This window comes from Acinetobacter sp. YH16056_T (assembly GCF_024605895.1).
GTDB lineage: Bacteria > Pseudomonadota > Gammaproteobacteria > Pseudomonadales > Moraxellaceae > Acinetobacter > Acinetobacter amyesii.
Map to the genome: position 1 here is coordinate 1,859,296 of NZ_CP094545.1, position 15,757 is coordinate 1,875,052.

13 protein-coding genes are annotated in these 15,757 nt (G+C 38.9%); 6 read left to right on the forward strand and 7 right to left on the reverse strand.

All coding sequences use genetic code 11. The features are described from left to right. Positions 1-13 precede the first annotated feature (13 nt). From MST17_RS09190 to MST17_RS09215, 6 genes are read right to left on the reverse strand one after another with little or no spacing between them, the layout of a single operon-like run. On the reverse strand, positions 14-1,285 hold the full coding sequence (locus tag MST17_RS09190) for an MFS transporter (RefSeq protein ID WP_257223995.1): 1,272 nt from the start codon (positions 1,283-1,285) through the stop codon (positions 14-16). Beyond that, positions 1,261-1,653: a hypothetical protein gene (locus MST17_RS09195; RefSeq protein ID WP_078190999.1), complete on the reverse strand. Its 393-nt coding sequence runs from the start codon at positions 1,651-1,653 to the stop codon at positions 1,261-1,263. Before MST17_RS09195 ends, MST17_RS09190 begins: the two co-directional genes overlap by 25 nt. Then, entirely contained in the window at positions 1,650-2,282 is a 633-nt protein-coding gene (locus MST17_RS09200; protein ID WP_168378659.1) for a GNAT family N-acetyltransferase, read from the reverse strand. The genes MST17_RS09195 and MST17_RS09200 overlap by 4 nt, the downstream gene beginning before the upstream one ends. Positions 2,283-2,336: 54 nt before the next feature. Continuing rightward, positions 2,337-4,172: an IucA/IucC family siderophore biosynthesis protein gene (locus tag MST17_RS09205; protein ID WP_180026285.1), complete on the reverse strand. Its 1,836-nt coding sequence runs from the start codon at positions 4,170-4,172 to the stop codon at positions 2,337-2,339. Further along, on the reverse strand, positions 4,172-5,629 hold the full coding sequence (locus MST17_RS09210; protein ID WP_180026286.1) for a lysine N(6)-hydroxylase/L-ornithine N(5)-oxygenase family protein: 1,458 nt from the start codon (positions 5,627-5,629) through the stop codon (positions 4,172-4,174). Before MST17_RS09210 ends, MST17_RS09205 begins: the two co-directional genes overlap by 1 nt. Then, entirely contained in the window at positions 5,622-7,406 is a 1,785-nt protein-coding gene (locus MST17_RS09215; RefSeq protein ID WP_180026287.1) for an IucA/IucC family siderophore biosynthesis protein, read from the reverse strand. Before MST17_RS09215 ends, MST17_RS09210 begins: the two co-directional genes overlap by 8 nt. 1,252 nt (positions 7,407-8,658) lie before the next feature. On the opposite strand from MST17_RS09215, the gene MST17_RS09220 reads away from it, so the two are divergent. Then, entirely contained in the window at positions 8,659-9,558 is a 900-nt protein-coding gene (locus tag MST17_RS09220; protein WP_180026288.1) for a hypothetical protein, read from the forward strand. Between the two features lie 344 nt (positions 9,559-9,902). Here MST17_RS09220 and ybaK read toward each other — a convergent pair whose 3' ends face one another. Beyond that, complete coding sequence (ybaK, locus tag MST17_RS09225) at positions 9,903-10,370, reverse strand: Cys-tRNA(Pro) deacylase (protein WP_180007875.1); 468 nt, start codon at positions 10,368-10,370, stop codon at positions 9,903-9,905. 154 nt (positions 10,371-10,524) lie between these two features. Between ybaK and MST17_RS09230 the strand changes: the two genes are divergently transcribed. From MST17_RS09230 to MST17_RS09250, 5 genes are all read left to right on the forward strand, one after another. Next, entirely contained in the window at positions 10,525-11,427 is a 903-nt protein-coding gene (locus MST17_RS09230; protein WP_180007865.1) for an acyl-CoA thioesterase II, read from the forward strand. 81 nt (positions 11,428-11,508) lie between these two features. After that, the gene (locus tag MST17_RS09235) at positions 11,509-12,144 is read left to right on the forward strand and encodes a CDP-alcohol phosphatidyltransferase family protein (protein WP_168378667.1); all 636 of its coding nucleotides are present in this window, start codon (positions 11,509-11,511) and stop codon (positions 12,142-12,144) included. A gap of 47 nt (positions 12,145-12,191) precedes the next feature. Further along, positions 12,192-13,946 carry a bifunctional alpha/beta hydrolase/class I SAM-dependent methyltransferase gene (locus tag MST17_RS09240; RefSeq protein ID WP_180026289.1) on the forward strand — a complete coding sequence of 585 codons (1,755 nt, stop codon included), beginning with the start codon at positions 12,192-12,194 and terminating at the stop codon, positions 13,944-13,946. A gap of 18 nt (positions 13,947-13,964) precedes the next feature. Further along, on the forward strand, positions 13,965-15,317 hold the full coding sequence (locus MST17_RS09245; RefSeq protein ID WP_180007867.1) for a phosphatase PAP2 family protein: 1,353 nt from the start codon (positions 13,965-13,967) through the stop codon (positions 15,315-15,317). Continuing rightward, on the forward strand, positions 15,314-15,742 hold the full coding sequence (locus tag MST17_RS09250) for a hypothetical protein (RefSeq protein WP_168378670.1): 429 nt from the start codon (positions 15,314-15,316) through the stop codon (positions 15,740-15,742). Before MST17_RS09245 ends, MST17_RS09250 begins: the two co-directional genes overlap by 4 nt. The last annotated feature ends 15 nt before the right edge of the window (positions 15,743-15,757 follow it).

Sequence of the window (15,757 nt, forward strand, 5' to 3'; positions counted from 1 at the left end):
TCTTTTCCATTTCTTAGAGTTCCGATTGGGTCGGAAGAGTTTGAGTTTTTAAATTTTGCGTTTTTAAAACAATGCGTTGACTAATTAAGACGCTGATTACTGAGCCAATTGCCAATACCAAGTAAAAATGTCCATAGCCTAATGATTTTGCGAGAAAGCCTGAAAATGCGCCGCCAATGAAGTAAACGAGCAATTCAAAGCACACTAATATAGTGAAATCGGTACCCGCCTGTTCTTTAGAACTGGTCTGCATGAAATAGGCATAGAGTGATGTCATGGCGATATAACGAATGGCTAGCATCAGCACGACAAATACACCTAAAAGCAGATGCCATTGATTCAACCACCCCAATACAACGGCTGCCCCAATGACGGCATATAGCAATGTACGTAACCATCCTGCCCAGACCAACAACTGCGTTGCTTTGATTTTTTTCAGCAACATAGCTGCACTAACGGCAGCAATCAGACCGACACCAGCACCGACCACAGACATCAACACCCCGATCTGAGACAGTGACCATTTTTGATCGATCAACATGGGATTCAGCATTGCCATAGCGGGTGCTTCCACCACGCGATAACAAACGATGAGCAGCAAGGCCCAACGAATCGCAGGTCGTTTAAACGCTTGTCGTAGGCTTGGTTTGGCTTTGGCAATTTGAGTTTGTGGTTCTTCTTGAATAAAAAACACAGCAAACATGGTTAAAAATGTCAGCAGCGCTAAAGTTGTGAGCGCTGACTGCCAACCCCAATATTGGTAAATCCATAAAGTTGCAGCGCCACCAAGCATGCTACCGACGGCCACCCCAATACTCTGTGCCATACTGCCCAGACGGTAATTGCCTTCGGTAAATTTCTCTACGGTATAACCATCAATCGCAATATCTTGCGTTGCCGCAAACGTTGAAATCCATAAACCAACAATGACAAATAAAGTCAGCCCATAAGAAAACTGCGTAAAGGCTAAAACCAGTACCCCCAGTACCAATGCGATTTGCGTAAACAACAGCCATGTTTTACGTTTACCGAGTTTTTTGACATAGAGCTGATCGATCCAAGGCGCCCAAAAAAACTTGAATGCCCATGGAATATAAAGCAGCGATAACATGCCGATCCAGCGTAAATCTACCCCTTGATGTCGTAAAATGGCAGGCAAAGCCACATTGTAAAAATACAAAGGCAATGCATGTGCTAAGTACAAAATAATCACGACGCTCAAACTCAGGACTGAAATTTGAGATGGTGAAATTGCATGATTTAATTTTCTTGGGTGTTGTTGCATATCCACCTCTGCACTGCCCATTGCAGCGCATCAGACTGTTCTAATGAAACGTAATAAGGCACACGCCACGCTGCATGCAGCGCGGGTGTATTTAAACGTTTGAAGTCATCTGGATCTTGCGCAATACGCACCAGACCCAAACAATATTGAAAAAAGAGATGTTTAAACTTCTTGTACCAAACGGCCTGTATTTGCCGATATTCTTCAGGAAAAGTCGTTCCCTCAGCCGTTTGCATAACCAAAACAAAGGGCTGACTTTTCAGAAAAAAGCGCTCAACTTGAGTCAACCATTGTTCAAACTCTTCCACTGAAACATGCGCTGAAAAGCGCATGTCCAGTATGTGCATGTGGGTGCAGCGATAACTCATGACACCGCCTTAGCTAGTTGCTGATGCTGAAATGCCTTGGAGTCGTTTAAGTAATGACCAAATTTTGAATAAAATGTTTCTCTAAAGCAGTAATACAACATGGCGGTCTTTTCAGGCATTGGGATTAGGCGCTGCGCTTCATAGCACATGTCTTCAACTACGACGGCATAAGGCTTCACACTATGATCAGGCTCTCCCACAATCTTGGCTGATGCAGCATTTTCAAAGATATAAAAACTCAATAAACGCATGACGGGACGTAAATAGCCTTTACCAAAAACGGACTTTTCACCAAATAACAAATGCCAACCTAGATCAAGCTCATCACCGTCGTAGTACAAACCTAATCGATCCCGTTTTCCTTCGTAGATCTCTGTGTAGCCCACATCTTCACCATTTACCCCCACAATCAAAATTCGGTGATGATCATCTGCCAGCATTTTTTCGTAATACACTTTTAGTTCAGTTTCTGACTTATTGAGCTGCCACTGTGGAATAACATGCGGTTCATGCATCCATTTATGAACCAAAGCCATATCTTCTGGATATTGCATTTGTCGTAAGTAGTATTGCGTCTCATTCTCATGGTATTCATAAAAATCAGGTAGTTGTCGTGATAACGTTGTCATGATGTCGTCCTTTAAATTTGTTTAATCTTTTCTGTTCTTAGCTCAAAAATCTGTTTATGACGCAATACGATTAGTTGTCGTTTTCTGTTCGGCGGTATGCTGTTGTTTCGCCCACTGATTTAAAGTGCTTGGACTCACAGGGTTTGCAATAGGATCTAAAAATACAGGTACTGGTCGTTCTGCTTCGTCGTTATAACTGGTAGTAAACAGTCGAACACGGTTCAGACAAATTTTCTCGAAACGTGGACGGAACATACTGAATTTTTCAATACGATCTGCCAATTCAGGATGTGCCTGATGAAATTCGTCAATCACGGTGGAGATGGTTTGCCAAAACTCAAGTTCTGTATGCTGTGGATAATCTTCAAGGAAGACATTAGAGATATAGCGGTAATGCACCATGAACAAACCTGTAAAGATAAAGTGACTAAGTTCTTCAGCAGGATGGCGCAGTAAAATTTGCCCTTCAGTTGGTAAATTTTCGAGTTCAGGAAAATCTTCATCAACTAAATTGACATCATCAATAAAGTCCTTCAGCACCATTTTTTTCGGTAAGCCATTTTCATGGATCAACATGGTGTTTTCACCGTGGGGAGAAAAAGCCAAACCATATTTGTATAAACAAATCAGTAGCGGTGTTACACAAACTTCAGCAAAACGTTTCAGCCATTGCAAAGGGGTCAAACCTGAAGCCTCAATCAACACGGATAAAATAGACCGACCATTTATGTCTCGATGCAACAATGCTGCTTGGGAAAGTGCTAACTGGTGTTCACCAATACATGGCTCGACACTTTCACGCCATAAACAACCAAACAATTCTTTAAATTGGTAAGGCGCACCGTCTATCTGATCAAAACATGGCTGTTGCAAAGTTAAACTTGCAACTTCACCCAAAAATGCTACCTGTGTTTTTTGCAGGTCTACATCATGATGTTGAATGTCCTTCAGCCAAGCGGTCACCGCAGGTGCAGCTAAATTTCGTTTTGAAGGCAAACCTCGATATACCGCCGTATTAAAGATACTGACAGGTAACTTTACATAATGACGTTCAGGATGACTGGTATTGCATAAAGTACGAATTGATTGCATTGGCGCATAGTCATCTTGTCCAATGTCCAGCTCTACAATGCGCTGATCGACGATTTCATTGGCATAGGTCGGGATTAACCACTGATGCCATTGCCATGCATGTACAGGAATAAAGAAATACTCAGCAGCATTTAAGGCGTTGTCCGCCAATTGCTGTTGAAAATCGTGTAATTGCGCAGAATTCAATTCATGGCGATATAAGCTTTTCGCATACCAAGCCTCGGTCGAACGAAACTCAGCTAAATCACGATGAACAGCTAACCATAAGACTTTGACCGTTGGAGAAATCTCTGGTGCGGAGCTTAAATAATCATCATAGCCAAAGCCCATACGGCCTTTACTCATAATAAGCCATGGGTGTCCACGTAACATGCCTTCAATTTGATAGTGTGGCGCTGACAAGACAGCATGACTCAGCAATCGCTGTTCATCAAAAACATGGGCTTCTGCTAACCATGTATTGTTCATTTCTTTAATCAAATATGCCTTGGTAAATGGTTTCACCTCAGCTTGATTTGAAAAAGCACGAATAAATTCATGCAGATTCCATGCGGGCTCTGTTGTCGATTCACTTAACTCTCGAACGCTCCCTTCAACAATACGCCAATGCCCAAGCAGAAACTGAGTCGCTTCAAATTGATACGTTTTATCATCCAGTTTGAGTTGCCAAGTGTTATTTTCCACTGGCTGAATCTGAATAATTTCTTCATATAAAAACTCAGCAATCGCCATTTCAATCAGTCTTTGTCCTGCACGGCGCCACTGCGTTTGATTTATCTTTAATTTTGCAAATGTCATTATAATTTCTCGAGTTTAACCGTATTCTGTTCTTGCTTATTCGGCATGGTCGTATTGCGGTTCATTGCATAGTTGGCAATGGTTTTTTTAACGGAAAATGGTCTTTGGATATTGGTTTGCGCTGATTTCTTCACAATGCCCATACTGTGCATTTCAGCATTTTCACTGGGTGAAAAATGTTGGAAACTTTGCGCTTGATCACCCAAATCGTATAAGTTAAAACCCAATAATTGATTGGCAATGACCGCTGCACGGTGAGCACCCAACCCTAAATCAGGAGTCCCGACACCGTGACTGTGCATTTCCTGATTTTGAACAAAGATCTCCCCGACAGCATCATGCTGTACGCGGTAGTCCTGACTAATTTTCCAGCGACCGAATTCATCACATTGAATCAGTGGTTTTAGATATTTGAGATATTGCCACTCGGGACTGTGATATCCCGTTGAAGCCACGACAAAGTCGGCATCCAGATAGAATTGTTCTGCCGTGACTTTATGCTGAAACTGCAAACGGATGCCCGCGCCATGCGGCTCGGCAGCGACCAAACCCACCTGAGCATGTAAATGCGTCTGTTTAATATTTTGACCAATGCTCCGGTGATATAGTTTTTGGTAAATATCACGAATGGTTTTTGCACTGATGCCCTTATATAACAGGCCTTGTTGCTTCAATAGTTCGGCTTTATTTTCTGGGCTCAGTTGATAAAAATGCGCGGTATAATCCGGACTAAAATGCTCCAATCCAAGTGGTGCATATTCCATCGGGAAAAACCCATTAGAACGGGTCAGCCAATGCAACTTAAACTGCGCTGTTGTGGTCTGATCCTGAATATATTGACGATCAAACAGACCCATAAAGACTTCTGCCGAAGACTGGCCTGATCCCAGTACAACCACATTCCCTTTCAAGTGATTTAACGCTGCATTGCAATAATTTGCAGAATGTAAGCAGCGCTCCGGATATTGCTGTTGTATGTCTTTTAGACACTGTGGTAAATGCGGAACATTACCCGAACCAATGACCAAATTTCGGCATTGATAACGTCTAAAACGTCCATCTTGCTCAACCATGACTTCAAAGCCTTGCTCTTGGGCATAAATGGCTTTTACGGTTGATTGATATTGAATATGCTCTAGTTGGTCTGCAACCCACTGACAATAATGATTATATTCACGTCTAGGAATCTGAGCTTGTTCTAAAAAATAGAATTTATATAAACGCTGCTGTGCCTTTAAATAGTTTAAAAAACTAAAAGGACTGGTTGGATCAACCATGGAAACCAGATCGGCCATGAACGGCACTTGCAATACCGTATTGGGCAATTGCATACCCGCATGCCAGTCGAACTGTGGTTTCTTTTCAAAAAATTGATACTGCAAATGATTTTGCTTATGTAGCAAACTCGCCAAACTGAGGTTAAATGGCCCTAAGCCTATCCCAATAAAATCAAGCATATTGCACATCCTTCTGTTCCACACATAAAGGATTTGGCAACTGTACATAAACCGATTGCTGATCGACTGGGGCAATCAATTCATCCAGCTCATACAAGCGCGTCAACAGATTACCCTTATACGGCAAGGTCGGCTGATAAAGTAATGAATGAATCAATGAACTTTCTGGATAAGCCTGATATAAGTCCAACAGTTCATTTTGCAATATCGATATCAGCACTTGCTCTTTGACATATCCAGTTGCACCAATTGCGTTGATAATGCCGAATAAAGTATTACCAAAGAAATAATAGCTAAAGCGCTCATCGACAAAGGCTTTGGAACCCACGGCATGCGCTTTTTCTTGCAACTCTGGAAACGCGCTTAAGACATCACCTGCAAGTTCTTCAATATAGTAAAAGCCTTGATTGTCACGCAGCCATAGATATTTAGGCATTGCATTTTCAAGCTCAAGTAAGACATTTTGCTGATGTGATTCAAAAGCCATTCCGTATCGGTGATACAAATACATCAGTGGTTTTAGACTGATAGCTAAGAATTGTTTAAACCAATTGATCGCAATGGCGCTTTGATCAAGTTCAGGTTGTTGTTTTGCGATTTGTTCGAATAGTGCATTAAAACGGCTTATCGGCTGTGCAGGATGATCTTGACACAATGATGCAATACAACTCACCTGCTGCTTTTCACTAAAAGGCTGATCACGGAAGATGCAAATAGTTTCATCGACTATTTCATCATCTATGCTCAATGCCATCCATGCAGGATCATTCACCGCTTTGAGCGTTGGGCATTGTTTTAAAATACGTTCACCAAGACTTGAATGCCAAAGTCGATGGGTCATTTCACCACGGTGGCATTCTTTGGCAAGATTGACTCGGATTGAATTGGTGATCATTACGGAAAGTGATGGTTTCAACATCCACGGCGCCGCAAAACTTGCCATGGTGCGTACAGATGTTGTTGGTGAAAATGTCCAACCCTTTTCGCCGAAGTCGATAATTTTTAATTTGGTTTTTAAGTTTTTAAACCATGCTTTTGACTGTAAATAGCGTGCTTGCCAAGGATGCAAAGGTAATAACTTATAATGCGAATAGGAATTGAGCAGTGCTTGATCTGTTTCTGATAAATGCCATTGCAATTCGCTTTTCAATTGCGTTGATACAGTTTGATCTAAAGCTGAACCTTCTTGAATATATTCTGGAGCAACCAACCAATAATGCAGTTGGCTGAGACCTTTGGCTTCTGGCGAATACCTTTCCCAATCTTCATGCACAAAACCAACCCGACTTTTCGGTGCAGGATGCATGCTGTGCCCTAAAATTAAGGCCTGTTCTGATTCAATGAAACTTTGTTCCGCTTGGACCAAGGCCTCTAAATCATGTTCACGTAGTGTCAAAAATTGTGTAAGCGCTTCACGACTTTCGATCCAACGCTCTAATAATGATGAAGCATCCAGTGTATGACCTGACTCTTGTACGAGCTGTTCAAGCAATAAACTCGCGATCGCGGTGATACTAAATGACAGTTTCTGTCCTTTATTAAAAACGTATGGGAGATCTGCAAGACGATGTCTACCAACAAGGCTGACATAAGATAGTGGTACAAATAACTGTGATTGAATGCAATCTAAAGGGATGCATAACAACGTCAAGCCTTGGCTAAACGTCAATTGTGATGAATTCTGTTGATACTTTTCCAGCAAAATACCTTTACCGGTTTCTTGTGAGTATGCATTGACAAGATGCTGCATCGCCAAGCGATTAGCAAGCTCTTTCATCTGACCATATCCTCTATTTTTAAGCTTTTCCAAGCTTTGTCATGTAATTATGTTTCTTTAACTGTGCAAGTCATGCTTAGTACGCTGGCCAGCGTGAAACTATGTTAATGATAATCATTATTGTTAATAATTGCATTTTTGTGAAGATTTGCTACAGGATTGCAAATTTGGTCTTATCTCTATGTATTTAAAAATTAATTTTTTTGATATGAACTTTTCTGTTTTTATTTATACAATTTTCTGAAATGGAACTAAATGATAATTTTCTCATTTAGCATAGAACAAATGAATTGAATTGCTTATTTTTTAGCCAAATTATCACATTGTGCAACTTAAACTAAAAACCCATGTCTTTTACATGGGTTTTTATATTCTGCTTTGAACCAAGCTTTTATTTAAATCAAAGAACGAAATGTGCAGTTAAATTTTAATCATTGAAGACTTTACTGGCATCATACTGATCATGCATCTTTATTGACTATAAGCATGTATTTCATAACAAACACCTACTGATTTCTGATCCATATCTTCTATTCAGACTGGCTATACAGCATGAATGATGAATATGTACTCAAACGATTGGGTTGAAATCAATCAATTGATTTAACAACCCAATCCAAAAACTTGTGCTTATCAAAAAAGTCTGGCGCAGCATTCGCAAATACACTTTTTTCTCTGTTGTTAAATATTCCTTTGTAATAAAAAGACCTATCTGCGGTAAATTTTGACTCATCCCCTTCATGTAATTCTTTAAAGAAATCGATAACTGCATAAATCGACTTTTAGACGCTAAACCATGTTTTTCTAATACAAAATTATAGATTTGCTCAATAATCGCTTTAGTATTTGAAACTAAGGCATTTTGTTGTCTCTTTATTAGATCGCTCTTTCAAATTACAGCTTTTAAATTAAAATACAACTGTTTTAGTCGGATTTTAAATACCTATTTTTTATAGGTATTTTTACATTTAAATATAATTAAGCACTATTAATGAATGAGCCTCTAAACATGAAGTTTTACTAAATTTTGCTTCTGCAACTTCATGGATTTTCGTTATTCAAAGCTAAAAATAAACCACATTTGGCGAGCATTTTGTACTAACTGAATTAAGACAATTTCGTCCACTATTACAGAAACATCTTAGATACCCTGATCTAGGTCTAATTCTCAATTTGCACTTCTAACTTTGCTTTAATACTATTCACCTAAGCACTTAAAAAAGCATATAAGCGGATCCAAGAAACATTACATATGAAATTTAACTTCAGTTTTGATATAGCCCTCTTTACAACAATATTTACTATTTACTTATTTGTTTGCGGTTACTTTTACTACGATGGTTTAATCAGCTACTACGGATTTAATCAAGTTTCACTTGGCATATCTATTCAAGACTATCTAATGTATGGATGGGTAAACGGTATGTCAGGGCTAGTAGTAGGCTTCTTAATACTTTTACTCGCTGCTTTGGTACATACTGTCTACCAAAATAATTTATATGAAGTGATGATAAAATTTATATTTGTCTTTATTACATTTATCCTTCTCTTTATTTTCAACCTGATTTTTAAAAGGATCTTAGTAAAATTGTGGCAAATTTTACTAACTATTTTTATCTATACCATTAATAGCAAAATACAAAAACCTTTATCAGTTGTAGGCTTATTTTGGATTTCTCTTGGGCAATTTACGCTCAATATCATAAAACCTGCAGCTAAAGACGCCATTGATTCATCAGAGAAATTTCATAATTTTGAAGTCATAGAACACAGTGAAAAAATTGATAAAATTGTTCAAAGTGGTGGAATTTACTATGCATATTTAGTTGGTTTTTATATTTTATTTTTCACATTTACTTTTTATGTTATTAGTATTGGTAAAGATGCCCGTAAAGAAGCTGAAAATGAATTTAATAGCACAAAACATAATCAAATTATCATTGACGATGCCCTCATTACTGATTGGCTCGAAGCTAAAAAACTAACTATTACATATCCAGCTAAAGCTAAAGTTATCCATTGTGGCACGCAAAAATGTCTAATTGCCCTGCATACATCAAATTTAAAAGATGCGAATGGGCTCACTTTAAATACAAAACAAAACTACTTAATAAAGCTTGTAAACACTGAAAGTTATGTTGAATTAAAATAAAGTTATCTCTCGTGATTTTGTGCATAATTAATAAACTTGTACCTGAAATATTATGCAGAAAATTAAGTATCGAACATTTAATCAACACCCCAGACAGCAGCTGAAAATCTAATAGTAAAAGTTGTAATTATCATCAACCAAAATTTTTCGGCTGTTCCGAGATAACTAAATTTTCGCTTAAAAGAGAAGATGAGTTGTGATTATATTCCTAAGCATCTCTTCCGTACACTTGATGCATCATCGAACCACAAAGCCGCTCTATGCGGCTTTTGTTATTTTATAGATTTTGAAGTGGAAGGTATTCCCTCTAAATTCACTTAAATTTAAGTAGTCAAAAACCACATTTAATCATCAATCACATCAGCAAAGTTTGCACCCAAAACTTTTGCTAAATCTTCGGGTTTTAAACCAATATCCAAACCACGCTTACCACCACTGACATAGATTTTAGCTAAGTTCTGTGCGGAAGCATCGATCACAGTTTTTAAGCGTTTTTTCTGTCCAACTGGACTAATACCACCAACCAAATAACCAGTTAAACGCTCTGCATCTTTTGGATCGGCCATTTTGAGTTTTTTACAGCCAAATGCTGTGGCCACTTTTTTCAAATTCAGCTGATATTCCACTGGCAATACGGCAACAAAGTAATTTTTATCGTCCGTAACCATCAATGTTTTAAATACTTCATCGACCGTTAAGCCTAGTTTTTCCGCAGCTTCTAAACCAAAACTTTTTGCTTCTGGGTCATGATCATATTCATGAATGGTAAAGTCGATTTTATTAGATTTTAAGAGTTTACATGCAGGTGTCATTGCTTTTTCGTCATTCCATTCGGACAACTAGGAAAACTCGATTATAAGCCTATTCTAGAAAGACTGGCGAAGACTTTTATATTTTTCATGAACATGGCTTGTGCAATAAGTTCGAGTTGAATACATTTAAACAAAGCAAAAATTTCAAAAAAAGATGACAACACTGATTCAAGACCTCATCCAATTATTATCTGTAGTGCCCAAAGAGCAGGGCTACTTTTTAGCACAAAGTAAACCACTGTTTGGTGACCATATTTTTGGTGGACAATTACTTGCTCAGAGCATAGTCAGTGCATCCTATACCTGTACACTCCCACTCCACTCTTTACATGCCAACTTTACTTCTGCGGGTCATGCAAATCATCCCGTCTTATTTAAAGTCGAAAATTTACGTGATAGCCATAGTTTTTCTACACGACAAGTGACCGCCATACAGCATGGCAAACCAATATATATGGTGATGTTGTCCTATATGAAAAACGAAATGGGTATGGAGTATCAAATACCTGAACCAGATTTGATCCAACAATTTCCACCAAGTAGCCTCAAAGAGGAGCAATTCTATAAAGCGCAAATCCAATCATCTATTTCACCTGAATATCTATCCACATTTTTACAGCCTTTTCAGCTTATATCTAAACCAATTGAATACGTGCTGACAGATTTGCCACCGTCCGGTCAAGCTTCTGTCTTAAATCAAAATCAATATGCAGAATATTTAAAACTCCATGATGCCTTAGATGCCCAATTTGACCAACTTCATATACATCAGGCCATTGCAGCATACTATTCAGACTATAATTTATATTCTGCGGCGCTCAAAACACATGGTTTAAATTATCTGTCTCCTGAACTCATCGCAACCAGCCTTGATCATTCGATGTATTTTCATCATACCTTTCGGGTGGATGATTGGATTTTCTATGACATGAATACCACTCGAACCTCGCAATCACGTGGGCTTAGTCATGGGCAAATGTGGCAAGATGGAAAATTAGTCGCAAGCACCACACAAGAAAATTTAATGCGTTATACAGGCGAATCGTCAGCCTTGTGACAATCTTTAACATTCAAATTCTTGTTAAGTTAAGCATCAATCGTATAAAATTCATGCAAATCATACCGCTATAACAATAATATGCCTTCGATCTACCAGCTTAAGCCTGCATTTCAAAACCTGCTTCGACCTTTGGTTAAATCACTTCATCATCTTGGTATTACAGCAAATCAAGTAACACTACTGGCAATGTTCATTTCGCTAGCTGTGGCATTTTTTATTTATATCTATTTTTCTCACAACGGTATTGGCATTTTACTGTTGATTTTCCCCGTGTGGATGCTTATTCGAATGGGCTTCAATGCCATAGATGGCATGCTGGCACGTGAGTTCAACCAACAATCCAAACTCGGTGCTTTTTATAATGAATTATGTGATGTGATTTCCGACTCAGCACTCTATTTTAGTTTAATTTGTTTTGCTTTTATTCAAGCTGAATTACTTATTTTAACCTGTTTTCTCGCCATACTTGCCGAATATACCGGTGTGATGGCGCCATTAGTGGGGCAAGAACGTCGTTACGATGGTCCAATGGGAAAAAGTGACCGCGCTTTTGTATTTAGCATCATCTGCGTCATCATCGTGACCTCTTCTATATTGAATGTTGGCTTAAATACATTGTCTCTTATCTGCAATAGTATTTTGATTATTACCATCTTTTTATTATTTATTACGATTTATAACCGCATTAAAAATAGCATTATCAACCCACAATAAATTTCAGTTTAGATCGTCAGTCGATTCATTATTTTGAGAACAACACAATGTATAACAATACTCAGCATACCTTTACGAGCCATGATGGAACATCCTTGTTTTATCAACATTGGGAAAATAGCAGTTTAAAAAGCAACCGTAAGAAAAAAGCGGTGATCTTATTTCATCGTGGCCATGAACATTCGGGACGAATGGCGCATTTGGTCAATGAATTGAATTTGCCTGATTTTGATTTTTTCGCTTGGGATGCGCGAGGTCACGGTAATACAGCCGGTGAGCGAGGAGATGCACCGAGCTTTTCTGCATGCGTTCAAGACATTCAATATTTTGTTCAGCATATAGAACAAAATTACCAAATTCGATCAGAAAATATAGCAATTGTAGCTCAAAGCGTTGGCGCTGTTTTAGCCGCGACATGGGTGCATGATTATGCCCCTAAAATTCGTGCTTTATGCCTTGCCTCGCCTGCATTTGACATCAAACTCTATGTGCCTTTTGCAAAACCTGGCTTAACACTTCTCAATAAATTCGCTGGCAACTTTTTTATTAATAGTTATGTCAAAGCCAAAATGCTGACGCACGATACTGCACGTGCGCAGAGTTATGACACTGACCCGCAAATCGCTCGGGCCATATCGGTCCGTATGCTGCTGGGTCTATATGCAGCCTCAGATCGAATCGTTAAAGATGCACAAAATATTTTTGTTCCTACTCAAGTCTTATGTTCAGGATCTGACTTCGTGGTGCATCAAAAACCGCAATTGGCGTTTTATCAAAAACTCCCTCATCCATTGAAGGAATTTCACGTCTTAGATGGTTTTTATCATGATACTTTGGGTGAAAAACATCGCAAAATCGCCACAGATAAAATCCATCGCTTTATTCAACAATGTTTTAAACAACCCTATTCCGCACCTAAACTTTTAGATGCCGATAAAATTGGCCCGAGCTGTGCTGTAGCAGAAACCTTAAGTTCAACGCTTCCAAAGCATTCTTTAAAACATGCATTTTGGAGCTTAACCAAACAAAATCTTAAAATTGGTAGTCTCTTTTCCAAGGGTTTAAAAATTGGTGAAGAGACAGGATATGACTCCGGCAGTACCTTAGATTTTGTCTACAGAGATAAATCAGAAAGCCAAAATGCACTGGGTAAAATCATCGATCGACAATATTTAAATGCGATTGGTTGGCGTGGTATTCGCGTTAGAAAACAAAATATTGAAGCGCTATTAACGAAATATGCTTCTAAGTTACATGATGACCAACACGCGGTACGGATTATGGATATTGCTGCAGGCCATGGCCGATATATTTTAGATGCTGTACAAAAACTGCCTGAGCAGCCTGAATCCATCCTGCTTAGAGACTATAGCTCGATCAATGTACAAGCAGGTCAAGCAATGATTGAGCAAAGAGGTTTAAGCCAGATTGCCAATTTTGTAGAAGCGGATGCCTTTGATGCCACTTCATTAGCCAGTGTTGAACCTAAACCCACTCTAGCCGTGGTCTCAGGTTTATACGAATTATTTAGTGATAATGATTTACTCAGACAGTCCTTATCCGGCTTATGTCAGGCCATTGAGAAAGATGGGTATCTCATCTACACAGGTCAAATTTGGCATCCGCAACAAGAGTTTATTGCCCGTGCTCTGACCTCACATCGCCAAGGAGATGCATGGGTGATGCGTTTACGCTCACAAGCAGAAATGGATGCATTAGTTGAGCAAGCTGGTTTCAAAAAAATCGATCAAGTTATTGATGAGTTTGGTATTTTCACCGTTTCCGTTGCACAAAAAATTTAAGCTTGGACGGTCAATCTTATGCATAAACTGGATACTGAAAAAGGAACTTGGAAATACGGCCTACTGTGTTTGGCATTTCTGGCACCTTTTTTCTTCTTAAGTTATGGTTTTGCCAATCAATACGCTGCGGGCTTAGCTTCCGTACCTGTTATCGTCTTTGAATGGGAAAAATATATTCCACTTTGGCCATGGAGTATTGTGCCGTATTGGTCGATTGATCTGTTCTATGGTTTGTCTTTATTACTTTGTTGGAATAAGTTTGAATTAAAACAACATGTACTGCGACTATTTTCGGCACAAATCCTTTCAATCAGCTGCTTTTTACTTTTCCCGCTACGTTTTAGCTTTGAGCGCCCCGAACTCACAGGTTTTTTCGGGCTGTGGTTTGATGTCTTGATGGGCTTTGATAAACCGTTTAATCAAGCACCCTCTCTGCATATTGTGCTACTGGTGATACTTTGGGATTTTTTCCGTCGGCATAGCACAGGTAAGCTAAAATATCTGGTAGATGGTTGGTCCTTTTTGATTGGTCTCTCAGTTCTAACCACTTGGCAGCACCATTTTATAGATATTCCAACAGGTTTATTGGTCGGTGCCTTATGTTTATGGCTATTCCCGATGGCTGGCTCTGCGCCATGGGTTCAAAATAAACAAAGTCGGCTAAGCTTAAAGCACATTAAAATCGGCATCCTTTATCTGTTTGCTGCCTTATTGTGTAGCGCAATCGCACATGCAAAAGGTTGGTGGCTTTGGCTGCTCTATCCTGCAAGCAGTCTGCTTTTAGTTTCGTTTGCATATTTATTCAATCGTCCCCATTTTTTTCAAAAACTCAGTCATGGTGATATGACCATTGCTGCAAAAATATTGTTTGCGCCTTACTTTGTATTTGCTTGGATCAATAGCCGAATCTGGACCTATCGCCATCCTGAAGATTCTAAAATCATCAAAATCAATCAGAGTTATATTTATTTAGGTCGCTATCCGTCCAAACACGTCATGCAGCAATATGATGCTTTACTCGATTGTTGCGCAGAATTACCCACTTATCCAAAATGCTCCTATGCTCAAAACTTGAGTTTAGACCTGATTCCTTTACAGGCCAATCAGCTACATAATGCTGTAGAGTCTTTAGAACTATTCTTGAAATCTAATAACAATGATGAAGCACAAAACATCTTGGTCTTCTGTGCTTTGGGATATTCACGAAGTAGTGCTGTAGTTGCCGCATTATTATTGAAACAACATCCTGAATATTCAGTCGAAGATGTTTTACGGATTATTCGCCATAACCGTCCTTGGGTTGTGCTTAAAACACCGCAAATAAAACATTTAAATACTTATCGTTTAAAACTTAAAGGACTTGCACCATGAATTTACAACTTGTGGTGCTATCAAAGTTGTTGCAATCCACCACTGGATTGCTCATTTCAGCTTATGTAGCAGCGATCCTCACGCTCTGGCTCATTATCCAGTTTGGTAATGTGATGCTATTCGATTTGCTATATATATTAATTTGTCTAGTTTTGCTCGGAATACAACATTATTTAAGCCTGAGAATCAAATTTGATTCGGCACTTTTAGCCACTGTCGCTGAATACAGCCAAACTCAAAACCTTGAACAAACCACCAAGGAGCTGGACTTAAGTTTAATCAACTTAAAATTAATGCCTGCAAATAAATGTGGTCGCGCATGGGAGCTGCGTGAATTAGGTTGTCTGGCTTTATTTAAATGGCAGATCTTTGTGCTTTGCTTGCAATACATCGCATTCCTCTGCATATTTTTACTGTATAAATAATTCACAATAATTTGA